The sequence below is a fragment of the Mesorhizobium sp. CA13 genome (assembly GCF_020165235.1).
GTDB lineage: Bacteria > Pseudomonadota > Alphaproteobacteria > Rhizobiales > Rhizobiaceae > Mesorhizobium.
Map to the genome: position 1 here is coordinate 213,640 of NZ_JAIUHS010000005.1, position 22,149 is coordinate 235,788.

Consider the following 22,149-nt stretch of genomic DNA (forward strand, 5'->3'; position numbering starts at 1 on the left):
CCGAGTTCTAGACGTGGCGCGATGGAGCGCCTACCGGCGGACAAGCACCCCGTTGCAGATACAGCCGCTCGTGCTCAAGGACCTTGTAGCCCAAGGAATCATGACGCGACCGATGGAAGTCCGTGACGGTAAGCTCTGGTGCCCGATTTCCGAGGCACCGATGGCGACCGAGTTCGCCATATCGCGCTTTGCCGTTCCGTTCATGAGGCAGAGCGGCTGGGCCATGTTCTGCGATTGCGACGTCCTGTTCCTGAAGGATCCGGTCAAGCTGCTCGATCTACTCGATCCTTCCTACGCGATCATGGCGGTCAAGCACCAGCAACGCGAATCCGAAGCGGTCAAGATGGACGGACAAACGCAGACGTTCTATCGCCGCAAAAACTGGTCGTCGGTCGTTTTATGGAATCTGGATCATCCCGCCAACAAGCGGTTGACCAAGGAGATGCTCAATACGTGGCCCGGACGTGACCTCCACGCCTTCAAATGGCTTGAGGATCATGAGATCGGCGAATTGCCCCTGGCGTGGAACTATCTCGTCGGGGCTTCGGCTTCCGAACTCGATCCCGCCGATGTCTCTCTGGCGCACTACACGCTCGGCGGCCCTTGGTTTGCGGGCTGGTCCGGGACCACGCAATGGGACGAATTGTGGAGCCGGGAAGAGAGCATCCTGCGCGCGTTTGAGGAACAGGCGGTCCAGATTCCCGGATGAAAACTCCGCTTTCGGATCTCTTGCCAGCCTTCTCAAAGCCAATTCTTCGCCTGCCCAGGGCCACGGGGCCCGCCTTGGTGATGGGGTCGGCGCCGAATTTTCGCCTCCCGCAGGGATATGATGCCGATTGGGCACTTGTGACCGTCAATGCTTCCCAGCTTTTGGCGGAAACCGTCGGCCTCCCCGTTCCCGATATCGCCGTGATCCGCCGCGGCATTTTCGTCGATGCCAGCGAGCAGGATTTCTACAAGCGTGATTTGTTAAACGGACGGCAGGCAAAGCACCTGATCATCCCGGTTTGGCCTGATGTCGAGGACAAGCTGAAAGCCGGTTGTCGCACCTTCAACTATCGTTATGAAACCTTGCAGGCGCTTACCAAATGGCAGCTTGCCAACGTCGTCTGGCAGCTTAGCGGCAAGTATCATATGTTCCGCGGCTGGCACCGGAAAATCTCCACCGGAGCCTTCGCGATCATACTGGCGCGTTTCGCCGGTTTCGCCCCTGTGGTGGTCAGCGGGTTTTCCCTGTCCCAGGCCGGGCATGGATACGACACCCGAAATGCCTTTCGATATCACGCCAACGAAGATGCGGATCTGCTTCGACGGGTGGTGAGAAGAGGCGAACCGATCTACGCCGAGGACAAAGAATTCGCTACGGAAAGTGGATTGCCCTTGTGGCAGGGACAGATGCCGTAAGGACGGCAGCGGACGGGAAGTGGTGCCGCTTGCGTGACTCGAACACGCGACCCCATCATTACGAATGATGTGCTCTACCAACTGAGCTAAAGCGGCCCGGGAAGCGTTAGGCCTCCAAGATGGGCTGGGTGATAGACTCAACCGACGGCGAATTCAAGATGGGCGATCGCGAATTCAGGATGCGGCCCGGCAATTCGTGTTGCGCGTCGTTCCGCCCCGACACATCGCCGACAAAGCCGGCTGCCACGCCCTTTACCGATCGGCCGGGACATGGCGCTTGGCCCGTGCCTCCGTGCCGGCAAAGATCAATGAAGCATGTTGATTTCGTTGCCGGAATACCGCCAAGATGGACTTTGGACACTCCAACGAGGCAGAATGCGGACGCTCGCCCGTTGATTGATTGGTCGGCTGCGGCTAACGATCATGGCGAGGTTTGGGCAACGCACAGAGGGATCTCGCTTGGACGCAATCGAAAAAGCGATCCGGAACGCCCTCGAACGAGGCAATGCCGAGGACCGCGGGTACCGCGAGAAGGTCTATCGCTCGGCTTTCGCCGCGCTCGACCGTGCGCTCCAGGCCAATCCCGGCGTGACGGTGGAACTCGCCATCAAGCGCCGTAAGGCGATACAGGCCAAGATCACCGAAATCGAATCCGAATTCCTGCCGGCGGTGCCGGATGCCGCTCCCCAGGCTGAGTCCGATGCACCTGCGGTCGAGCTTCCGGCGAGCCCGGTCGCGCCCGCCGTAACCGGCGAGAGCGCCGCACCGCCCGCAGTTTCGCTCGACGAGCCTGCACAGCCCGCTGCCGATGCGCCGCGCTCGCGCGTCTTGCCGGTCGTTCCAGACATCATGCCCGATGCGACCCTTCCCGGCGTGCCGTCCATCGATATGTCGGCTCCTGCTTCGTCCGAAGCCACGGCTGAAGTGGCGCCCGATCGCGACGAGAGGCGCATCAGGGGCCGGCGCCTGCCACTGACCGCCATTTTCCTCACCGTGACGCTGCTCGCCGCGGTCGGCATCGGTCTGTTTTTCGCCATGCAGACCGGCGTGTTCAAGACCCAGGCCCAGCTCGACACCGCGCCGCCCGAAGCGCCACCGACCGTCGAGGACGACGATTTCACGCCGGCGGATGGCGAGACCGGGCCGGAAAAGCCTGGCGCTGCCGATCAGGCGCGCAACTGGATCAACGTGTTTTCGCCCACCGACCCGGCGCATGTCAGCGCCCCGTCGGATGCCAAGGCGGAAGCGATGAAGGACGATTCCGGGCCATTCCTGCGCATCCAGTCCGGCGCTTCCGGTTCGGCGATCAGCTTCGATGTGGGGCAAGGCGTGCTGGAGAAGCTCGCCGGCAAGCATGCCGTGTTCGATATCGTCGCCCGCGCCGAGGATGGCAAGGACACGCAGATCTCCATCGACTGCAATTTCGGCGAGCTCGGTGATTGCGGCCGCAAACGCTATGCGGTCGGCCAGCAGCGCAACGAATATCTGTTCGACGTGAAATTCCCCGACAAGCGGCCCGGCTCGGCCGGGACGATCGCCATCAACTCCGATTTCGACAAGCAGGGCAAGGCGGTCAACATCTACGAGATCCGCGTCTCCATCGAGCCTTGAGGGCCGGCACCGGAAAGGGTGCGATCAACGATCGAGTAGCGTCTGCAGCGTCTCGATGCGGTCGGCCTCATTGGCGGGCTTGTCCCAGCGCAGCCGCGAGATGCGGGGGAAACGCATGGCGACGCCGGATTTGTGGCGCGTCGAACGGTTGAGCCCTTCGAAGGCCACTTCCAGTACCAGTCCGTTGTCGCGGTCGGCGCGCACCGAGCGCACAGGCCCGAAACGCTCGATCGTGTTGTCGCGGACATATTTGTCGATCTGCCTCAATTCCTCGTCGGTGAAGCCGAAATAGGCCTTGCCGACCGGCACCAGTTCCTCCTCGCCTTCCGCCCCGGACCAGACGCCGAACGTATAGTCGGAGTAGAAGCTCGAGCGCTTGCCGTGGCCGCGCTGGGCGTACATGAGCACGGCGTCCACCGTGTGCGGGTCGCGTTTCCATTTGAACCACGGGCCCTTCGGCCGGCCGGCGACATAGGGCGAATCCCAGCGCTTCAGCATCACGCCTTCGATGATCGGGTGCGGCGGCGCCCGGCGCAGGTCCTCCAGCGCCTGCCAGTCCGAGAACGCGACGAATGGCGAAAGATCGAAGCGGCTCGGGTCGAGCGTTTTCACGAAGCTTTCGAGGCGGCCGCGCCGCTCCCGGAAGGGCAACCCCCGCAAATCCTCCGCGCCGACCTGCAAAAGGTCATAGCAACGCATGAAAGCCGGGTATTGCTGCTGCATCTTCAGTGACACCGTCTTGCGGTTCAACCGCTGCTGGAGATCCGAGAACGTCCCTGTCGTTTCCCGGGGATCGCCGACCAGCAATTCCCCGTCGAGCGTGGCCGAGAAAACCATCGCCTCGGCGAGGTCGGGAAAGGCGCCGGAGACGTCGTCGCCGGTGCGCGAATAGAGCCGGCGGATGCCGCCTTCCGACACCGCCTGGACGCGGATGCCGTCCCATTTCCACTCGGCCGCATAGTCGGCGGGGTCGAGCCTGTCGAGATCGCCGTCACCGACCGGATTGGACAGCATCACCGGCCGGAACAGTGCCCGCGCGGCCCTCTCGGGCTTTGCGGCCTTGCCTTCCAGCCATGCGAACAAGGCTGTGTACGGCGGCGACAGCCCGTGCCAGAGTTCCTCGATCTCGGCGACGTCGACCTTGCCGAAATCCGCCAGTGCCTGCTTGGCCAGCCGCGCCGACACGCCGATGCGCAACCCGCCGGTGACCAGCTTGATGATGGCGAAACGGGCCGAGATGCCGGCACTGTCGAGCAGGTTTGACAGCACTTTCGGGCCGTCGGAGCGGCTCGCCGCCTGCAGTTTCGCGACCACCTCACCGAGCGTCGGCTCACGGTTCGGTATGGTTCCGGGCATCTGCGGCCAGACCAGCGACACGGTCTCGGCGAGATCGCCGACATAGTCGTAGGAATAGCCGAACAGCACCGGGTCCATGCGTTCGGTCACCAGGGTGCGCAGCATCGCCGGCTTGATCGCGGCAATGTTGAGATCGCCGGTGATGGCAGCCAGCGCCAGCCCGCGATCAGGATCCTCGACGCTGCGGAAATAATCGATCAGCAGCGTCAGCTTGCCGTTGCGCGACGGCGTCAGCACAAGGCGGTCGAGCAGTTCGGCGAAGCGGTTCATGGCGAGGTGCAACTCGCCAATAGCGAAACCCGGCGCGAGGCGCCCCCCTCTGGCCTGCCGGCCATCTCCCCCTCAAGGGGGGAGATCGGATATCGTATCTGCTTTCGCCAATCGCTAACGCTGCACAAAGAGCGGAGCCAATGAAGCTGCCAATCTCCCCCCTTGAGGGGGAGATGGCCGGCAGGCCAGAAGGGGGCGCCGTAGAGCTCGGCTGTGACGGTTGGCGAGCACTCCATCATCAATCGCCCTCGTCCTCATACCCCACCAGATGCAGGGGCCGCGCCGCGATGCCTTCAAGTTCGCACCAGCGCACCAGCGCCTCCTCGCGGCCGTGTGTCACCCAGATTTCCTCTGCCCCGGTTTCCCTGATCGTGGCGGTCAGTTCGTCCCAGTCGGCATGGTCCGAAATGATCAGCGGCAGCTCGACGCCACCCTGCTTGGCGCGCTGGCGGATGCGCATCCAGCCCGAGGCGAAGCAGGAGATCGGATCGGGAAAGCGCCGCGCCCAGCGATCGGCGAAGGCGGCCGGCGGCCCGACGACGATGGCGCCGGTGAAATCATCCTTGCTGGCGCTTTCCACCGTCGCCGGCTCCAGCGTGCCGAGATCGATGCCCTGGCTCTGGTAATAGTCGCTGAGCTTGGCCAGCGCGCCGTGGATATAGATCGGCCTGTCGTAGCCGGCGTCGCGCAACAGCCGCATCACGCGTTGTGCCTTGCCCAGCGCGTAGGCGCCGATGAGATGCGAGCGTTCGGGGAACTGCGCCGCCGATTTCAGGAGCCGGGCGATCTCCTCCTCGTCTGGCGGATGGCGAAACACCGGCAGGCCGAAGGTCGCTTCGGTGATGAACACGTCGCACGCGATCGGCTCGAACGGCAGGCATGTCGCGTCCTGCTGTCGCTTGTAGTCGCCGGAGGCGACGATGCGTATACCCTGGTGCTCGACCGCGATCTGCGCCGAGCCCAGCACATGGCCGGCCGGATGAAAGCTGATGTCGACGCCGTTGAAGGCAATTCGCTCGCCCAGTCTGGCCGCCTGTGTCGTGCCTGCGAAGCCCTCGCCATAGCGAAGCCCCATAATGTCCAGCGTCTGCTGCGTCGCCAGCACCGAGCCGTGGCCGGAGCGGGCGTGGTCGGAATGGCCGTGCGTGATCAGCGCCCGGTTGACCGGCCGCACCGGGTCGATGAAGAAGTCGCCCGGCGGGCAGTAAAGGCCCTCGGGCCGGGGATGGAGCAGGTCGCTGGCGCGCATTGTTCCAAGATAGTGGCTAATTCGGGCGCGGGAAGCCTGTTGCAAGAGACTGCTGACTCGTCCTACAGCCAGCCGCCGGGCAGCAGTCAGGCCACGCGGTCTGAGGCTTCCGGGGCGCCTCTGCTGCGAAAAAGCCCCAATCGCGTGTCGGATTATGCAGGGGCGGTGTCGTACGGAGGGATTTCCATGCGCTGGAACATGATGGCCTTGGCATCTTGCCTCATTACGGCCGGCTGTGTCGGCAACTCCATGTCCGAGCGCCAGGATGAAAACGTCCAGTCCTCACTGCAATATGACAGCGTGCCTTGCGGCCAGTTGCTGGCGCAACGCAACGCATTGGCGCAGCAACACAACCTTTCTCAGCAGGCCAAGCCGACATTCTCCAATCCGGCGATGGGTTTTGGCCCGTTCATCCCGGACATGCGCTCCAAGGCCAAGCGCGATGCCGACAAGGCAAGCGGCGAGATCGACGCCATGAACCGGTCGATCGAGCGCCGCGATTGCGGCAAGCCGGACAAGCAGAAGAAGCTCGCTCTGCCCGGCTAAGCTGGCCTCTGCGATACCCCACCCTCACCGTCCCGCCGGACAGCGGGAAGCACGAGCCGCGTCGAGATCCGCTAATACCCCGCTTTCCGGTCCACCAGGTTCTCCAGCTTTTCGCCCCGCTCGAAGGCGTCCATCTGGCGCAGCATGATCGGCGCCAGGTGGACGGGATCGGACGTGGCCGCGGCGTGCGGCGTCACGAACACCTTCGGATGGGCCCAGAGCGGGCTGGTCTTCGGCAGCGGTTCGACCTCGAACACGTCGAGGCTCGCTTCCTTCAGCGTGCCGTCGTCGAGCGCGCGCACGATGTCGGCGTCCTTCTGCAGGCGACCGCGACCGGCATTGATCAGCACCGAGCCGCCAAGACCGTTGCGCTTGCGCAATTCCTTCAGCACGCCGTAATTGATGATACCCTTGGTATCCGGCGTCAGCGGCAGCAGCACGACCAATATGTCTGTCGCATTGAGGAACGGGATCAGCCCGGCCTCGCCGCAATAGGTCGCGACACCTTCCATCGGCCGGTCGGTGCGCGACCAGCCATTGACCGCGAAGCCGAGCGACAATAGCGCCGACGCCGCAGCGCGGCCGAGACTGCCGAGCCCCATGATGCCGACAGAGATGTCTTCAGCGGTGCGCTGCGCCGGCTCGCGCCATATCTTCTTCGGCTGCTGCGACCGGTAGAGCAGGCCCTGGCGGTGATGATCGAGCACCCGCCAGACGACATATTCGGTCATGTGCTGGGCCAAATTGCCGGCGACGACCTTGACGATCGGCACGTCCGGCAGGCTGGGATCGGAGAAGATGTGGTCGACGCCGGCGCCGATCGAGAAGATGGCGCGCAGATTGGGCAGCGACCCCAACAGGTTCGGCCGCTGCTTCCACACCACCGCATAGGTGATGGAAGGATCGCTGGCGCCGTCCGGCTCGAGCACGACCTCGCGCTCTGCGGACAGCAGTTCACGCCAGCGCTGCGGGTGAAAGCCGGTGACGGCAAGCAGGATTTTGCCTTTTTCCATTTATGGATTTTGTCCTGTTGTTCGGTTTGGAGCAATTGCGGGAAAGGCGCGCGGCGGCTTTCCGTCCGGAATTGCGAAGGGAGAAGTCACTCGCTGACGACCCCGGTCGGGGCGGTTTCTATCTTGAAGGCGGCCGAAATCAGCGCCCGAGTATAGTCGGTTTGCGGCTTTTCAAAAATCTGTTCGGAAGGACCGGCTTCGACGATCTGGCCATTGCGCATAACGATGACATCGTTGGCCAGGGCCCGGATGACCTTGAGGTCGTGGCTGATGAAGAGATAGGCGAGGTCATGCTTGGCCTGCAGGCTGCGCAGGAGGTCGACCACCTGCGCCTGCACGCTCATGTCGAGCGCCGAGGTCGGCTCGTCCAGCATGACGAAACGCGGGTTGAGCACCATGGCGCGTGCAATGGCGACGCGCTGGCGCTGGCCGCCGGAGAATTCGTGCGGATAGCGGTTGCGCGTGGCCGGATCGAGCCCGACTTCCTTCAGCACGTCGACCACCTTGTCGTCGCGCTCGTCGAGCGACAGCTTCGGCTCGTGGATCTTCAAGCCTTCTTCGATGATCTCGGCGATGGACATGCGGGGGCTCAGCGAGCCGAAAGGATCCTGGAAGACGATCTGCAATTCGCGCCTGAGCGGGCGCATGGCGTTGAACGAGAGCTGGTTGATGTCGCGCCCGTTGAACTGGATGGTTCCGCTTGACGAGATCATCCGCGCCAGCGCTAGGCCGAGCGTGGTCTTGCCCGACCCGGACTCTCCAACCACACCCAGCGTCTGGCCGGCCCGCACGGTGACATCGATGCCGTCGACCGCCTTCACATGGTCGACGGTGCGCCGGAAGAAGCCCTGCTTGATCGGAAACCAGACTTTGATGTCCTTGCCGGTCATCACGGGTGCCGCGGCGCTGTTGGCCGCGGGTGGCTTGCCCTTGGGCTCGGCCGCCAGGAGATGGCGCGTATAGGCGTGCTGCGGATTGGCGAAGATGTCCTTGGTAGGCCCCATCTCGACGATCTTGCCCTTGGTCATCACGCACACCCGGTCGGCGATCTTGCGCACGATGCCGAGATCATGGGTGATGAACAGCATCGACATGCCCTTGCGGCTTTTCAAGCCGGCCAGCAGCTCGAGGATCTGCGCCTGCACGGTGACATCGAGCGCCGTCGTCGGCTCGTCGGCGATCAGGAGTTCCGGCTCGTTGGCCAGCGCCATGGCGATCATGACGCGCTGGCGCTGGCCGCCGGAGAGCTGGTGCGGATAGGCGTCGAGCCGCTTCTGCGGCTCGCGAATGCCGACTTCGTTGAGGAGTGCCAGCGTGCGCGCCTTGGCCGCGCGGTCGGCCATGCCTTGGTGCAGCTTCAGGATCTCGACGATCTGCTGCTCGATCGTGTGCAGCGGATTGAGCGAGGTCATCGGCTCCTGGAAGATCATGGTGATCTTGTTGCCGCGCACCTGCCGCAATTGCTTCTCGTTCATGGCGAGCAGGTCGGCGCCCTGGAACAGGATTCTGCCCGAGGGGTGGCTGGCGCTGGGATAGGGCAAGAGCTTCAGCACCGACAGCGCCGAGACCGATTTGCCGGAGCCGGATTCGCCGACGAGCGCCACCGTCTCGCCCTTGGCGATGTCGAAGGAGATGTGATCGACGGCCAGCGACTGGCCGCCGCCCTGGCTGAAGGCGACGCTGAGGTCCCGCACGCTGAGCAAGGGGGTCTCGCTCATCGGAACGTCTTGCGCGGATCGAAGGCGTCGCGTGTCGCCTCGCCGACGAAGACCAGCAGCGACAGCATCAGCGAGATGACGACGAAACCGGAAATGCCGAGCCACGGCGCGTTGAGATTGCGCTGCGCCTGCTTGAGCAATTCGCCAAGCGAGGCCGAGCCCGGCGGCAGGCCGAAACCGAGATAGTCGAGCGAGGTCAGCGTCGAGATCGAGCCTGAGAGCAGGAACGGCAGAAAGGTCAGTGTCGCCACCATGGCATTGGGCAACAGGTGCCGGAACATGATGGTGCGGTTGCGCACGCCGAGCGCGCGCGCCGCGTTGACGTACTCGAAATTGCGCGCGCGCAGGAATTCGGCCCGCACCACGCCGACCAGCGCCACCCAGGAGAACAGCAGCATCAGCCCGAGCAGGATGAAGAAGCCCGGCGGCAGTATGGCCGCGACGATGAGCAGGAGATAGAGCACGGGAATAGCCGACCAGATCTCGATGAAGCGCTGGAACAGCAGGTCCGTCCAGCCGCCGAAATAGCCCTGCAGGGCTCCAGCCGCGACGCCGATCAGAGCCGAGCCGGCGGTCAGGATCAGTCCGAACAGCACCGAGATGCGGAAGCCGTAGATGACCCGCGCCAGCACGTCGCGCGCCTGGTCGTCGGTGCCCAGCCAGTTCCAGTTACCGACGCTGCAGGCCGGATCGGCAGCCCCTTGCGGGTACTGGTTGCAGCGCGTCTTGGCGTCATACTGCCAGGACGGCTTGGCGGGGGCTGCCTCGGGAATGGCATTGTTGACGGTCTGGTAGGAATAGCGGATCGGCGGCCAGATCATCCAGCCATTGGCGTTGATCTCGTCCTGGATGACCGGGTCGCGATAGTCGGTGACGGCGTAGAAGCCGCCGAACTTCTCTTCGGGATAGGCGACCAGCACCGGAAACAGGATCTCGCCCTTGTAGGAGGCGATGATCGGCTTGTCATTGGCGATGAATTCGGCGAACAGCGACAGCACGAACAGGACAAGGAAGATCCACAGCGACCAGTAGCCGCGCCGGTTGGCCTTGAAGTTCTCCAGGCGGCGCTTGTTGAGCGGCGACAGAAACGGCCGCGGCATCCGCTCCGGCACGACCCCGGCGGTAACGCTTGCCTCCGACATCAAACGTCTCTCCGCTCGAAATCGATGCGCGGATCGACCCAGGTGTAGATGAGGTCCGACAGCAATCCGACGAACAGGCCGAGAAGCGAGAAGATGTAGAGGTTGGCGAACACCACGGGATAGTCGCGTTCGACCACCGACCGGAAGCCGAGCAGGCCGAGCCCATCGAGCGAGAAGATGTTTTCGATCAGCAGCGAACCGGTGAAGAAGGCCGAGATGAAGGCGCCGGGAAAACCGGCGATGACGATCAGCATGGCGTTGCGGAAGACATGGCCATAGAGCACCTGTCGTTCCGAGAGGCCCTTGGCGCGGGCGGTCACCACATATTGCTTGCGGATTTCCTCCAGGAAGGAATTCTTGGTCAGCAGCGTCGTCGTGGCGAAGGCCGACAGCACCAGCGCCGTCAGCGGCAAGGTCATGTGCCAGAGATAGTCCGCGATCTTGGCCGGCCACGACAACTGGTCCCAGTTGTCCGAGACGATGCCGCGCAGCGGGAACCAGTCCCAGAACGAACCGCCGGCAAACAGCACCATCAGCATGATGCCGAACAGGAAACCCGGAATGGCGTAGCCGACGATGACGACGCCGCTGGTCCAGATATCGAAGGGGCTGCCGTCCTTCACCGCCTTGCGGATGCCGAGCGGGATCGAGATCAGGTAGGACAGAAGCGTGATCCACAGCCCGATCGAGATCGACACCGGCATCTTCTCCAGGATCAGGTTGAGCACCGAGATGTCGCGGAAATAGCTGTCGCCGAAATCGAACCTGATATAATTCCACAGCATCAGGCCGAAGCGCTCGAGCGGCGGCTTGTCGAAGCCGAACTGCTTCTCCAGCTTCTTGATGAATTCCGGATCGAGCCCCTGCGCGCCGCGATATTTTGAGCCGACGTCGCCGGCAGCATCGAAATTGCCGCCGCCCGCATCGCCGCCGCCACCGCCGAGACGGTCGCTGCCGCCCTGGTTCGTCAGCTTGGCGATGACCTGCTCGACCGGGCCGCCCGGCGCAAACTGGATGACGGCGAACGAGATCGCCATGATGCCGAACAGGGTCGGGATCATCAAAAGGATGCGGCGCAGGATGTAGGCGCCCATCAGGCTTCTTGCCCTCTGCGGAGCGATATCTCAGCCTTTGCCAATTCTTGCCGCCTTGCCCTTATCAAACCACCACAGCGTCTCGACCGGAAAGCCGAAATCGGGCTTTTGCTCGACGAAGCCGAACATGTCCCAATAGGAGACGCGGTGATTCGCCAGATAGTATGTTGGAATCCAGTCCAGCCGCGCGCGCAAGACCCGGTCGAGGGCTCTGAGCGCGGTGACGAGTTCTGTCCGGCTTCGCGCCTTGCCGGCTGCCACGATCAACGCGTCTATGGCCTTGCTTTGCGTCCCGGGGTAGTTGCGCTGCCCTGGGATTTTCGCCATTCGAGAATCATAGAGCATCTCCAGGCTGTCGTCAGTCGGCGTCGCCCCGATCGACCAATGCAGCAGGGTAAGATCAAAGTCGAAATCGTTCTGCCGCTGTTCATATTGCGCCGAATCGACCTGTCGGATCGAAGCGTCGATCCCGATCGCCCTCATATTCTCCGACCATGGGGTAAAGATGCGGACGATGCCATCCTCTTGCGCCAGCATCTCCACCCGCAGTCGCTCGCCCTTGTCGTTGACGACGAAATTGCCCGCCCGCTTCCAGCCGGCTTCGGCAAGCAGCCTCGAAGCCTCGCCCAGCAGCTTGCGGTCATGGCCCGAACCGTCGGACGCACGCTGCGTCACCGGCTCGCCAAACACCTCAGGCGGCAACTCGGCTCGAAACGGCTCCAGCAGGGCCAATTCCGCGGGCGAAGGCAGGCCTTCGGCCTTGTACTGTGACCGTTCGAAGTTCGATTGGGAGCGTTCATAGGAGCCGTAGAACAGGGCCCGCTTCATCCATTCGAAATCGAAGCATCTGGCGATCGCCCGTCGCACGCGCGGATCGCGGAATTGCGGACGGCGCTGGTTCAGTGCGGCGCCCTGCATGTCTGGCGTCTTCTCGCCGGGAAATTCCCGCTTGACGACCTTGCCGCCCTTCAGCGCGGGAAAATCGTAGCCGGTCGCCCAGACACGTGCGGTAAATTCCTCGCGAAAATGCGTGTCGCCCTTCTTGAAGGCTTCGAACGCCGCCTGCCGGTCGAGATAGAAGTCGATGCGGATACGGTCGAAATTGTACTGGCCGCGGTTTACCGGGAGGTCGCGGCCCCAATAGTCGGCCACGCGCTCATATTCGACTGTCTGTCCCGCGGCCACTCGCCCGATTTTGTACGGTCCCGAGCCGAGCGGCGGCGTCATCGTCGAGGCATTGAAATCATTGACCGCATAAAAGGCCTTGGACACGATCGGCATTGCCACGATCCTGAGGATGTTTTGCGCGGACTGTTCGCCGTTGAAGGTAAGATTGAGGGTGAGCGGATCCTCGGCGACCGCGTCGGTCATATACCGCAACGCCTGGGAAAGGTTCGGATGCCCTTGCTCTTTGTAAAGTTTCAACGCGAAGACGACGTCCTCGGCGGTCAGCGGCGAGCCGTCGTGGAAACGCGCTTGCGGTCGAAGCGCGAAGCGGAAGCCGTTGCGGTCCTGCGACAAGGTGACGGACTCTGCAAGCAGGCCGTAGACCGCATCCGGCTCATCGAGCGCGCTTGCCATCAGTGAATCGAAACAGAGTTCGGTGCGCGGCGGCGCATCTCCTTTTAACACCAGGGAATTCAATGTGTTGAAGGTCAGGAAGCTCTGGTTGAACGTGGCGTTCGGCGGCGCGAAATTCATCTGGCCGCCCTTGGGGGCGTCCGGATTGACGTAGTCGAAATGTGCGAAATCCGGTTTGTATTTGAGGTCGCCGAAGGCGGACAGGCCGTGCAGTTTTGTGCCGGTCGCAATGTCGGCAAAGGCTTTTGCGGGCAACAGGGCGGTGGCTGCGGCGGCACCGCCCAGGGCCAGGAAATCGCGACGCGGCAGCAGCGCCATCAATTGTTGCCCTTGTACTTGGCCGCCAGCGCCTTTTCCTTCTCCGGATCGATCCACCAGGAATTCTGGTCGGCGCCGATATAGCTCGGCTGTTTGGCGGGAATGCCGAATTTGTTCCAGTAAGCCAGCCAGACCACGGCGCGATAGTACTGCGGCACGACGTAGTAATTCCACAGCAGCACGCGGTCGAGTGCATGGGTGGCGGCAACCAGATCCTCGCGGTCGGTGGCGAAGATGATGCGGTCGACCAGGGCATCGACGACCGGGTTCTTGATGCCGGCGTAGTTGCGCGACCCCGGACGGTCGGCGGCCTTGGAACTCCAGAAGTCGCGCTGCTCATTGCCAGGCGATTCCGACTGGCCGAGTTGCCCGATAATGACATCGTAGTCGAAATTGTTGACCCGGTTGACATATTGGGTCTGGTCTATGATGCGCAATGTGGCATCGACGCCGATCTTGCGCAGATTGGCGATATAGGGGCTGGAGATGACCTGGTCGGTGTCGTTCCAGCCGAGTATCTCGAATTTGAACGGCTCGCCGGTCTTGGCGTTGACCATCTTGCCGCCTTTGATCACCCACCCGGCCTTGGCGAACAGATCAACGGCTTGCTTCAGATATTTGCGCTCGGCCTGCGGTGAATCATAGACCGGCAGCTTGAATTCCTGTGTGAACAGTTCGGGCGGCAGCTTGTCGCGATACTGTTCCAGGATTTCCAGCTCCTTGCCTTGCGGCAAGCCGCTGGAAGCCAGTTCGGTTCCCTGGAAATAGCTGCTGGTGCGGGTGTTGAAGCCGTAGAACAGCGTGCGGTTCATCGTCTCGAAGTCGAAAGGATAGGTCAGCGCGGCCCGCACCAGGCGATCCTGGAACAGCGGGCGCCTCTGGTTGAGCATGAAAGCCTGCATCGGCTCTGGCGAGGTGGTCTTGAATTCCTGCTTGATGACATCGCCGGCCTTGACCGCCGGGAAATCATAGAATGTCTTCCAGCGCTTCGAACTGTTTTCCGGTTTGATGTCGTCAAGTCCGCCCTTGGTGAAGGCCTGCCAGGCGGCATTGTCATCAAGGATGTAGGTGAAACGCTGCCTGTCGAAATTCTCGCGGCCGATCTTCACCGGCAGCTTGGCGCCCCAATAGTCCGGCACGCGCTGCCAGACGATTTCCGAGCCCGGCTTGAAGCTGGCGATCTTGTAGGCGGCGGAGCCGAGCGGCGGCTCCAGCGTCGGCCTGGTGACGTCGCGCTTCTTGCCGTTGGCATCGGTGCCTTCCCACCAGTGTTTCGGCAGCACGGCGAGATCACCCAGGATCTTAGGCAGCTCGCGATTGCCCTTCTGGTTGAAATGAAACTCGACTTCACGGTCCGAGACGGCCACGGCATCCGTGACGTTCTCGAAATAACGGCTGTACATCGGGCTGTTCGCCTTCAGCACCTGGAATGACCAGATCACGTCGTCGACGGTGATCGGCTGGCCGTCATGCCATTTCGCGCGCGGATCGAGCCGATAGGTCGCCGAGGAAAAGTCGGCCGGGTATTTGTAAGCGTCGGCGATCAGCGGATGGCTGACACTGCCCTCGTCGGTCGCCTGCTCCATCAGCGTGTCGTAGAGCAGGCCGCCGCCGAAGCCGACCAGGCCGGCGGCCGGCGAACCCTGCACGATATAGGGATTGAAGCTGTCGAACGTGCCCAGCACCACCGAATTCAGCGTACCGCCTTTGGGCGCGTTGGGGTTCACGTAGTCGTAGTGCTGGAAATTGTCGCCGTATTTGGATTGGCCGATCAGCGATGATGTGGTGCGCCATTCATCGGCCAGGGCCGCCTGCAACCCCGCGGCCAGCAGGGCGGCCGCCAGCAACGATTTGAGAAGCACTCGGCCAAGCGTCATCCACTGTCCTCTTCGCAATGCGTGCCATCATCCAGAAAGGCAATCTAGATGATTTGCCGCGCGTGAAAACCGCCATGCGCGGCTTTGTCGCCGCATATGCGGTTTCCTAACGAAAAAGCCGGGCTGAACCCGGCTTTTTCAAGGTCATCGAGACGATATCCGGATTATTGAGCAGGCGCCGGTGCGGGAGCGGCCGGAGCAGGTGCCGCCGGCTTGGCAGGAGCTGCGCCTTCGGCCGGCTTGGCCGGTGCGGTCCCTTCGACGGGCTTGGCGGGGGCGGATGCATCGGCGGCAGCGCCCGGCGCGGGCAGCGGCTTGGGATTGTCCGACAGCGTGCGCAGATAGGCAATGACGTTGGCGCGGTCTTCTTCCTTCGGCAGGCCGGCAAAGCCCATCGCCGTGCCTTTCACGAATTTTTTCGGCGAGGTGATGAAGTGGTTGATGTTGTCGTAGGTCCACTTCTCGGTGCCGCCCTTGGAAAACTCCTTCATGCCGGCCGAATAGGCGAAGCCCTCATGCTCGGCGACCGGGCGATCGATGAGATCCCACAAATCCGGGCCGACCTTGTTCGGGCCGCCCTTCTCGCCGGAGTGGCAGGCCTGGCATTTCTTGAAGATGGCAGCGCCCTGTTCGGCACTTGCGTTGGCCAGAAGATCCGCGATCGGCTTTTCGGCTGCTGCCGGAGCGGCGGGGCCGCCCTCGGCGGGCTCGGCGGCCTCGATAGCGAAGCCGGGCTTTTCCGGAGCGGGCGAGGCAAACAGCGCGTCCGACACGATGCCGACCGAGAACACCACGAAAACGGTTCCGAGCAATCCGGCGAGCAGCTTGTTGACTTCGTTGGAATCCATACGCCCCTTGCTCCCTTTTCCGGCGGACCGAACCGTCCACTCCGTCCGTCGGTATCGAGACCTGCCCTCCAGAGCCGGTCAAATCGCGCGGAAACTAGGTCTTTTGCTCCGGCGTTGCAACACCTATAAGGGCGCTTCCAGTGAGACCTTTTGCCACTTTCCCCTCCTCGTTTCGAACGCCCGCCAAACCGATGTCCACCTTGATCCTGATCCCCGCCCGCATGGCCTCGACCCGGCTCCCGGGCAAGCCGCTGGCCGACATTGCCGGCGCCCCGATGATCGTCCATGTCGCGCGCCGCGCCGCCGAGGCCGGGCTTGGCCGTGTCGTGGTGGCGACCGACACGCAAGGCGTGGCAGAAGCCGTGCGCGCACACGGTTTCGAGGCGGTGATGACGCGATCGGACCACGAATCGGGTTCGGACCGGATATTCGAGGCCCTGACGGTGCTGGATCCGGCAAACGAGGTCGAAACCGTCGTCAATGTGCAGGGAGACCTGCCGACCATCGATCCCGCGATCATCGTGGCCTCGCTCAGGCCGTTCGAGGACAAGGCGGTGGACATCGCAACGCTCGGCGTCGAGATCGAGCGCGAGGAGGAAAAGACCAATCCCAACGTGGTCAAGATCGTCGGTTCGCCATTGTCGGCCACCAGGCTGAGGGCGCTTTATTTCACCCGGGCCACCGCGCCCTGGGGCGAGGGCGCGCTCTATCATCACATCGGCCTCTATGCCTATCGCCGCTCGGCGCTCGAGCGCTTCGTGGCGCTGAAGCCGTCGCCGCTGGAACGCCGCGAGCGGCTGGAGCAGCTGCGGGCGCTGGAGGCCGGCATGCGCATCGACGCCGAGATCGTGCGTTCGCTGCCGCTCGGCGTCGACACGCCGCAAGACCTGGAAAGGGCCAGGACGATCCTGTCAAACTGAGCGCCGAACCGGCACTCCCTCAATCGAGAATTGGCCATGCCTGAAAAGACCAACAGAATATCCTTCCAGGGCGAGCCCGGCGCCAATTCCGACACCGCCTGCCGCAACGTCTATCCCTCGATGCAGCCACTGCCGTGTCCGACCTTCGAGGACGCGTTCAACGCGGTCGAGACCGGCAAGGCTGATCTCGCCATGATCCCGATCGAGAACACCATCGCCGGGCGCGTCGCCGATATCCATCACCTGCTGCCGGAATCGAGGATGCACATCGTCGGTGAGTATTTCCTGCCGATCCATTTCCAGCTGATGGTGCTGCCCGGCGTCAAACGCGACGAGATCAAGACTGTGCACACCCACATCCATGCGCTTGGCCAATGCCGCAAATATATCCGCAAGAATGGATGGAAAGGGATAGTCGCGGGCGACACGGCGGGTGCCGCCAAGATGGTCTCCGAGGTCAAGGACCGCACCATGGCGGCGCTGTCGCCAGCGCTGGCCGCGACGCTCTACGGGCTCGATATCATCGAGGAGAATGTCGAGGACACAGACAGCAACGTCACCCGCTTCGTCGTCCTGAGCAAGAGCAAGCAATGGGCCGAACGACCGGCGCCTGACGTCAAGATGATGACGACGTTCATCTTCCGCGTCCGCAACGTGCCGGCCGCGCTCTACAAGGCGATGGGCGGTTTCGCCACCAACGGCATCAACATGACCAAGCTCGAGAGCTACCAGCTCGGCGCCTTCACGGCGACACTGTTCTACGCCGACATCGAGGGCCACCCCGACGATCCGCTGGTCAAGCTGGCGCTGGACGAGCTTCGCTTCTTCTCGCGCGAGGTGCGCATCCTCGGCGTCTATCCGGCAAGTGAGTCACGCGAGCAGTGGAAGGTGGCGGACTGAGCTACCAGCCCAGCGGCACGTAATCGATCTCCATGAAGGTTTCTACCTCCGGCACCCAGCGGTCGCGCACGAAGGCGACATGGTCGGGATGGTCGTTGTACCTGGTATAGGCGGCCTGGTCGGCGAATTCCATGGAGAAGCCGAACTGGTAGTCGTTCTTGGGGCTGACCTGACGCAGCTGTTCGAAATGGGTGACGCCCCTGATTGCCGAGAGGATTCTCTTGGCGTCGACCAGGAACCTTTTTTCCTCCAGCGAGTGCGGCGGATGCTTCAGCGTGAACACGACGGTATGGCGGATCATTTCCCTCTCCTGATTTCCATTATTCGCTGTCGACCCAGGCGCGGATCAGGTGGTGCGCGATGGCGCCCTTCGGCGGCGTGATCAGATCGCCCGGATGCTCCCTGGCCAGCATCAGGCGCACCTCGTCGCGCAAGAACCAGCGGCAGTCTTCCAGCTCGTTGAGGTCGGCCTGGATGTCCTCGTTGAGCGGCTCGCCGAAGCAGCCGATCATCAGCGAATAGGGGAATGGCCAGGGCTGGCTGGCATGGTAGACGACGCGGCCGAGCCGGATGCCCGCCTCCTCCAGCGTCTCGCGGCGCACCGCCGCCTCGATCGTCTCGCCCGGCTCGATGAAGCCAGCAAGGGCGGAATACATGCCCGGCGCGAAATGCCGGCCGCGTCCAAGCAGGCATTTCTCGCGCGTCGCCGTCAGCATGATCGCCACCGGATCGGTGCGCGGAAAATGCTCGGTGCCGCAATTCGGGCAATGGCGCTTGTAGCCGCCGGCCCGCATTTGTGACTCGGTCCCGCATTTGCTGCAGAAACGATGGCTTGCGTGCCAGGCGAGCAGCGCGGCGCCCTGCGCCATCGCTCCGGCGGCCGCTTCGTCGATCAGGCCTTGCATATAGACCGAGCGGTAGTCGATGGCCTTGACCGTTTCCGGAAGCTGTTCCGGCTCGAGGCCGGCGGTCACCGCCAGCACCGGGCCCTGATCGGAGAATCCGAGCAGTACGCCGCTGCCGGGCAAGGTCTGGAAGGGCAGGCTTTCGGCGACGCCGAACCAGGGGTCGAAGCCGCCGTCACGAACCTTCAGGTAGAGCCGGCCGCCCTGCATCAAAAGCAGCCTGGTTCCAGGATCGGCGAGCGCTTTGTCGACCGAATCGTCGGCGCGGTTCTCGGATTGTCGGTCGATACTGTTGCCGGCGAAGCCGACGAATTGGCTCGGCTCGCGCAAGGGCGCGTCAAACAGGCTAAAGCTCATGCGGACTCTGGGCGTTCGGGATGGACACGTTCGGGATGGACACGGGAAGGCTTATAGCGCCGCCCTTATCGTTTCGGCAAACCGGCGCAGCTCGGAGCGCTGATAGGGCTCGCGCAGGCCGTGCCCCCACACCGGGCCTGGCCAGCCGGGATCGCCTTCCGAACGGGCGATGACATGGATGTGCAGCTGGCGCACGATGTTGCCGAGCGCGCCGGTGTTGATCTTGGTGCAGCCGGTCACCTTCTTCAGCGCCTGCGCCACCATATTGGTCTCGAAGGTCAGCATTGTCTGGTCGAGCGGCGTCATGTCGTGGATTTCCTCGACGCCCGGCCGCTGCGGCACCAGAAGCAGCCATGGCCAGCGGCGGTCGTTCATCACGCGCAATTCACACAGCCCAAGCCACATCAACTGCTCGCTGTCCGCCTCCAGCCGGGCATCCAGCGTGAATCCGGCCTTCAGGCCCGGCAACATCGGCGTTTCCCTTGCTTTCGGTGTTTTCCTCAGAGTTCATGAACGCTAGAGCGGCTGCATCGAGGCTGCAAGCGAATCTCGCGGCTGGTGCAGCCGATTTGCCTGCGCTCTTGCATTTCGTCGCGCAATTGCCGATATGGACGGCGGGAGGTTGGTGGTGGACGATCCACTCGCCAACCGGGTCAGGTCCGGAAGGAAGCAGCCCTAACGAGCCCGGAACGGGTCATTGTTCCAGCCTCCCACCTCATCGGCCCTTCTCGCGACGTTGACGACGCATTGCAGCGCGGGCGAAACTATGCGCAGGAATCGGCCGCCTTTTGGCGCGGCCATTTGGAGTTTTGCGGGCGAATGAGCGAAGCCGGAAATTCGGGACCAAAAAGCCTGGAGATAGGCAAGGCCGGCGCCTATCGCGTGCTGGCGCGCAAGTACCGTCCGGCGAATTTCTCCGAGTTGGTCGGCCAGGAGCCGATGGTGCGCACGCTCACCAACGCTTTCGCCACCGGCCGCATCGCCCAGGCCTGGATGTTGACCGGCGTGCGCGGCGTCGGCAAGACCACGACCGCGCGCATTCTCGCGCGGGCCCTGAATTATAAAACGGCAACAATCGACCAGCCTTCCGTTGACCTTGCCGTGCTCGGCGAGCACTGCCAGGCGATCATGGAAGGCCGCCATGTCGACGTCATCGAGATGGATGCCGCCTCGCACACCGGTATCGACGACATCAGGGACATCATCGAACGGGTGCGCTACGCGCCGGTCTCGGCCCGCTACAAGGTCTACATCATCGACGAAGTGCACATGCTGTCGACGCAGGCCTTCAACGGCCTGTTGAAGACGCTTGAAGAGCCGCCGCCGCACGTCAAGTTCATCTTCGCCACCACCGAAATCCGCAAGGTCCCGATCACCGTGCTGTCGCGCTGCCAGCGCTTTGACCTGAGGCGCATCGATGCGGCTGTCGTGAAGGCTGATCTCGCCCGGATAGCGGGCCTGGAGGGCATCGAGGCGGACGACGACGCGCTGGCAATGATCGCGCGTGCCGCCGAAGGGTCGATGCGCGATGCTCAATCGATTTTCGACCAGGCCATCGCGCATGGCGGCGGTACGGTCAGCGCCGAAGCCGTACGCGCGATGCTGGGCCTCGCCGATCGCGCCCGCGTCGTCGATTTGTTCGAACATGTCATGAAGGGTGACGTTGCCGCGGCACTGGCTGAATTGCGCGCGCAATACGACACCGGCGCCGATCCGGCCGCCGTGCTGACCGACCTTGCCGAATTCAACCATCTCGTCACCCGGCTGCGCTTCGTGCCGACCGCCGCCGACGACGCGGCGCTGTCGCAGGACGAGCGCGAGCGCGGCGCCGATTTCGCTCGGACGCTCTCGATCAAGGTGCTGTCGCGGACGTGGCAGATGCTGCTCAAGGGCATCCCGGAGGTGCAGTCCTCGAACCGGCCGGTAAGTGCGGCCGAGATGGTGCTGATCCGGCTGGCGCACGCGGCCGACCTGCCGACGCTGGACGAGGCATTGAGGTCGCTGGAGAACGGCCTGCCGGCGCCGGGCGCCGCGCCGCGTTCGAACGGCGCGCCGGCGAGCCCCGGTAATGGCGGCACGTCCGGCGTCAACGGCGCCAGCGCAGTGGCGCAGACGCGCATGCCCGGCGGGTCGGGCGGCGCGCAGACCATGCGGCTGGTGGAGGCCGCGCCCGCTCCGGCCGCCTTCGTTTCGCCTGTGCAGCCGGCGCCGGAGGCGCAGCCAATCCCGCTGAAATCGCTGGCTGATATTGTCGCCCTTGCCGACGCGCAGCGCGACATCGCGTTCAAGGTGCTGGTCAAGCGCTGCATCCGCCTCGTGCGCATCGAGCCCGGCCGCATCGACGTCAGCCTGACCGACGATGCGCCCAAAATGCTGCTCAACGATTTGACGACCAAGCTGCGCGCCTGGACCGGTCGCAACTGGCTGGTATCGCTGTCGAAGGAAGAGGGCGGCCAGACGCTGGCCGAAATGGAATCGACCAGGCGCGAGAACGCTTTGCTCGACGCCAGGAGCGATCCGACGGTCGCCGCCATCCTGGCGCGTTTTCCTGGCGCCAGGATCATCGACGTGCGCATTCCCGACGCGCCGGAAGCCGATGCGGTCGAAGCCGAAGTGCCGGTCGAGCCGCCGGCGGACGACGACGAACCCTGACGAAACCACGACTCTGCAAAGGATCGGACCATGAAAGATCTTCTCGGCCTGATGGGCAAGGCGAAGGAAATGCAGGCCAAGTTCCAGGCCATGCAGGACGAGATCGCCACAGTCGAAGCCGTCGGCCAGGCCGGCGGCGGCCTGGTCATCGTGACGTTGACCGGCAAGTTCGAGATGAAGTCGCTGAAGATCGACCCCTCTCTGTTCAAGGAGGATGAGGTCGAGATCCTCGAAGACCTGCTTCTGGCCGCCCACAATGACGCCAAGTCCAAGGTCGAGCAGATCATGCAGGAAAAGACCAAGGCGCTGACCGCCGGCCTGCCGATTCCGCCGGGAATGAAACTGCCCTTCTAAATGCATGTCGCCCAAGAGTGTGCGAGGGTTTTGG

Annotated in this window: 20 protein-coding genes, 1 tRNA gene and 1 other RNA gene; 9 read left to right on the plus strand and 13 right to left on the minus strand. The window is 63.3% G+C overall.

All coding sequences use genetic code 11. The features are described from left to right. Positions 1 to 70 precede the first annotated feature (70 nt). Together LB566_RS14595 and LB566_RS14600 are read left to right on the plus strand one after the other, a co-directional pair. Entirely contained in the window at positions 71 to 709 is a 639-nt protein-coding gene (locus LB566_RS14595; RefSeq protein WP_224624914.1) for a hypothetical protein, read from the plus strand. Then, the gene (locus LB566_RS14600; RefSeq protein ID WP_224624915.1) at positions 706 to 1,404 is read left to right on the plus strand and encodes a hypothetical protein; all 699 of its coding nucleotides are present in this window, start codon (positions 706 to 708) and stop codon (positions 1,402 to 1,404) included. Before LB566_RS14595 ends, LB566_RS14600 begins: the two co-directional genes overlap by 4 nt. A gap of 20 nt (positions 1,405 to 1,424) precedes the next feature. Here LB566_RS14600 and LB566_RS14605 read toward each other — a convergent pair. Beyond that, positions 1,425 to 1,500: transfer RNA gene (locus LB566_RS14605), tRNA-Thr, on the minus strand. 363 nt (positions 1,501 to 1,863) lie between these two features. Here LB566_RS14605 and LB566_RS14610 point away from each other — a divergent pair. Next, on the plus strand, positions 1,864 to 3,015 hold the full coding sequence (locus LB566_RS14610) for a hypothetical protein (protein ID WP_224624916.1): 1,152 nt from the start codon (positions 1,864 to 1,866) through the stop codon (positions 3,013 to 3,015). 24 nt (positions 3,016 to 3,039) lie between these two features. Here the strand turns inward: LB566_RS14610 and LB566_RS14615 are convergent, their stop codons facing one another. Together LB566_RS14615 and LB566_RS14620 are read right to left on the minus strand one after the other, a co-directional pair. Next, entirely contained in the window at positions 3,040 to 4,641 is a 1,602-nt protein-coding gene (locus LB566_RS14615) for a cisplatin damage response ATP-dependent DNA ligase (RefSeq protein ID WP_224624917.1), read from the minus strand. 238 nt (positions 4,642 to 4,879) lie between these two features. Then, positions 4,880 to 5,890: a ligase-associated DNA damage response exonuclease gene (locus tag LB566_RS14620; RefSeq protein ID WP_224624918.1), complete on the minus strand. Its 1,011-nt coding sequence runs from the start codon at positions 5,888 to 5,890 to the stop codon at positions 4,880 to 4,882. On the opposite strand from LB566_RS14620, the gene LB566_RS14625 reads away from it, so the two are divergent. Next, complete coding sequence (locus tag LB566_RS14625; RefSeq protein WP_224624919.1) at positions 5,867 to 6,436, plus strand: hypothetical protein; 570 nt, start codon at positions 5,867 to 5,869, stop codon at positions 6,434 to 6,436. The genes LB566_RS14620 and LB566_RS14625 overlap by 24 nt on opposite strands. A 71-nt stretch (positions 6,437 to 6,507) precedes the next feature. Here LB566_RS14625 and LB566_RS14630 read toward each other — a convergent pair whose 3' ends face one another. The 7 genes from LB566_RS14630 to LB566_RS14660 all read right to left on the minus strand — a co-directional run bounded on the left by LB566_RS14630 (position 6,508) and on the right by LB566_RS14660 (position 16,027). Continuing rightward, positions 6,508 to 7,449 carry a 2-hydroxyacid dehydrogenase gene (locus LB566_RS14630; protein ID WP_140496893.1) on the minus strand — a complete coding sequence of 314 codons (942 nt, stop codon included), beginning with the start codon at positions 7,447 to 7,449 and terminating at the stop codon, positions 6,508 to 6,510. Between the two features lie 86 nt (positions 7,450 to 7,535). Beyond that, positions 7,536 to 9,167, minus strand: coding sequence for an ABC transporter ATP-binding protein (locus LB566_RS14635; RefSeq protein ID WP_224624920.1), 1,632 nt, complete (start codon positions 9,165 to 9,167; stop codon positions 7,536 to 7,538). Further along, the gene (locus tag LB566_RS14640) at positions 9,164 to 10,309 is read right to left on the minus strand and encodes an ABC transporter permease (protein ID WP_140556756.1); all 1,146 of its coding nucleotides are present in this window, start codon (positions 10,307 to 10,309) and stop codon (positions 9,164 to 9,166) included. Before LB566_RS14640 ends, LB566_RS14635 begins: the two co-directional genes overlap by 4 nt. Beyond that, complete coding sequence (locus LB566_RS14645) at positions 10,309 to 11,403, minus strand: microcin C ABC transporter permease YejB (protein WP_140550129.1); 1,095 nt, start codon at positions 11,401 to 11,403, stop codon at positions 10,309 to 10,311. The genes LB566_RS14640 and LB566_RS14645 overlap by 1 nt, the downstream gene beginning before the upstream one ends. Before the next feature lie 30 nt (positions 11,404 to 11,433). Beyond that, a complete protein-coding gene (locus LB566_RS14650) occupies positions 11,434 to 13,302 on the minus strand; it encodes an extracellular solute-binding protein (protein WP_224624921.1) in 1,869 nt (622 codons plus the stop codon). Continuing rightward, positions 13,302 to 15,179 (minus strand): extracellular solute-binding protein, encoded by a 1,878-nt coding sequence (locus tag LB566_RS14655; protein WP_224624922.1) that lies wholly within the window; start codon positions 15,177 to 15,179, stop codon positions 13,302 to 13,304. Before LB566_RS14655 ends, LB566_RS14650 begins: the two co-directional genes overlap by 1 nt. Before the next feature lie 164 nt (positions 15,180 to 15,343). Further along, positions 15,344 to 16,027 (minus strand): c-type cytochrome, encoded by a 684-nt coding sequence (locus tag LB566_RS14660; RefSeq protein WP_224624923.1) that lies wholly within the window; start codon positions 16,025 to 16,027, stop codon positions 15,344 to 15,346. Positions 16,028 to 16,218: 191 nt separating this feature from the next. On the opposite strand from LB566_RS14660, the gene LB566_RS14665 reads away from it, so the two are divergent. Then, positions 16,219 to 16,947, plus strand: a complete 729-nt coding sequence (locus LB566_RS14665; RefSeq protein WP_224624924.1) for a 3-deoxy-manno-octulosonate cytidylyltransferase — start codon at positions 16,219 to 16,221, stop codon at positions 16,945 to 16,947. Between the two features lie 36 nt (positions 16,948 to 16,983). Then, the gene (locus tag LB566_RS14670; RefSeq protein WP_140550124.1) at positions 16,984 to 17,847 is read left to right on the plus strand and encodes a prephenate dehydratase; all 864 of its coding nucleotides are present in this window, start codon (positions 16,984 to 16,986) and stop codon (positions 17,845 to 17,847) included. A gap of 1 nt (position 17,848) precedes the next feature. On the opposite strand, the gene LB566_RS14675 is transcribed toward LB566_RS14670, so the two are convergent. The 3 genes from LB566_RS14675 to LB566_RS14685 are packed head-to-tail and all read right to left on the minus strand — an operon-like array spanning position 17,849 to position 19,580. Next, a complete protein-coding gene (locus LB566_RS14675; RefSeq protein WP_224624925.1) occupies positions 17,849 to 18,148 on the minus strand; it encodes a Dabb family protein in 300 nt (99 codons plus the stop codon). 19 nt (positions 18,149 to 18,167) lie between these two features. Beyond that, complete coding sequence (gene nudC / locus LB566_RS14680; RefSeq protein ID WP_224624926.1) at positions 18,168 to 19,109, minus strand: NAD(+) diphosphatase; 942 nt, start codon at positions 19,107 to 19,109, stop codon at positions 18,168 to 18,170. A gap of 51 nt (positions 19,110 to 19,160) precedes the next feature. Beyond that, complete coding sequence (locus LB566_RS14685) at positions 19,161 to 19,580, minus strand: HIT family protein (RefSeq protein WP_140496869.1); 420 nt, start codon at positions 19,578 to 19,580, stop codon at positions 19,161 to 19,163. A gap of 146 nt (positions 19,581 to 19,726) precedes the next feature. Here LB566_RS14685 and ffs point away from each other — a divergent pair. From ffs to LB566_RS14700, 3 genes are all read left to right on the plus strand, one after another. Beyond that, positions 19,727 to 19,823, plus strand: an RNA gene (ffs, locus tag LB566_RS14690) — signal recognition particle sRNA small type. Positions 19,824 to 19,928: 105 nt separating this feature from the next. Beyond that, a complete protein-coding gene (locus tag LB566_RS14695; RefSeq protein ID WP_224624927.1) occupies positions 19,929 to 21,761 on the plus strand; it encodes a DNA polymerase III subunit gamma/tau in 1,833 nt (610 codons plus the stop codon). Positions 21,762 to 21,791: 30 nt separating this feature from the next. Beyond that, a complete protein-coding gene (locus tag LB566_RS14700) occupies positions 21,792 to 22,115 on the plus strand; it encodes a YbaB/EbfC family nucleoid-associated protein (protein WP_140550119.1) in 324 nt (107 codons plus the stop codon). Positions 22,116 to 22,149 lie beyond the last annotated feature (34 nt).

Excerpts from the sequence above, each read along its gene's own strand:
- LB566_RS14600 (WP_224624915.1), top strand. The coding sequence starts at position 706 with ATGAAAACTCCGCTTTCGGATCTCTTGCCAGCCTTCTCAAAGCCAATT.
- LB566_RS14615 (WP_224624917.1), bottom strand. The coding sequence starts at position 4,641 with ATGAACCGCTTCGCCGAACTGCTCGACCGCCTTGTGCTGACGCCGTCG.
- LB566_RS14625 (WP_224624919.1), top strand. The coding sequence starts at position 5,867 with ATGGAGCAGGTCGCTGGCGCGCATTGTTCCAAGATAGTGGCTAATTCG.
- LB566_RS14620 (WP_224624918.1), bottom strand. The coding sequence starts at position 5,890 with ATGCGCGCCAGCGACCTGCTCCATCCCCGGCCCGAGGGCCTTTACTGC.
- LB566_RS14630 (WP_140496893.1), bottom strand. The coding sequence starts at position 7,449 with ATGGAAAAAGGCAAAATCCTGCTTGCCGTCACCGGCTTTCACCCGCAG.
- LB566_RS14635 (WP_224624920.1), bottom strand. The coding sequence starts at position 9,167 with ATGAGCGAGACCCCCTTGCTCAGCGTGCGGGACCTCAGCGTCGCCTTC.
- LB566_RS14640 (WP_140556756.1), bottom strand. The coding sequence starts at position 10,309 with ATGTCGGAGGCAAGCGTTACCGCCGGGGTCGTGCCGGAGCGGATGCCG.
- LB566_RS14645 (WP_140550129.1), bottom strand. The coding sequence starts at position 11,403 with ATGGGCGCCTACATCCTGCGCCGCATCCTTTTGATGATCCCGACCCTG.
- LB566_RS14650 (WP_224624921.1), bottom strand. The coding sequence starts at position 13,302 with ATGGCGCTGCTGCCGCGTCGCGATTTCCTGGCCCTGGGCGGTGCCGCC.
- LB566_RS14655 (WP_224624922.1), bottom strand. The coding sequence starts at position 15,179 with ATGACGCTTGGCCGAGTGCTTCTCAAATCGTTGCTGGCGGCCGCCCTG.
- LB566_RS14660 (WP_224624923.1), bottom strand. The coding sequence starts at position 16,027 with ATGGATTCCAACGAAGTCAACAAGCTGCTCGCCGGATTGCTCGGAACC.
- LB566_RS14665 (WP_224624924.1), top strand. The coding sequence starts at position 16,219 with ATGTCCACCTTGATCCTGATCCCCGCCCGCATGGCCTCGACCCGGCTC.
- LB566_RS14670 (WP_140550124.1), top strand. The coding sequence starts at position 16,984 with ATGCCTGAAAAGACCAACAGAATATCCTTCCAGGGCGAGCCCGGCGCC.
- LB566_RS14675 (WP_224624925.1), bottom strand. The coding sequence starts at position 18,148 with ATGATCCGCCATACCGTCGTGTTCACGCTGAAGCATCCGCCGCACTCG.
- nudC (WP_224624926.1), bottom strand. The coding sequence starts at position 19,109 with ATGAGCTTTAGCCTGTTTGACGCGCCCTTGCGCGAGCCGAGCCAATTC.
- LB566_RS14685 (WP_140496869.1), bottom strand. The coding sequence starts at position 19,580 with ATGTTGCCGGGCCTGAAGGCCGGATTCACGCTGGATGCCCGGCTGGAG.
- LB566_RS14695 (WP_224624927.1), top strand. The coding sequence starts at position 19,929 with ATGAGCGAAGCCGGAAATTCGGGACCAAAAAGCCTGGAGATAGGCAAG.
- LB566_RS14700 (WP_140550119.1), top strand. The coding sequence starts at position 21,792 with ATGAAAGATCTTCTCGGCCTGATGGGCAAGGCGAAGGAAATGCAGGCC.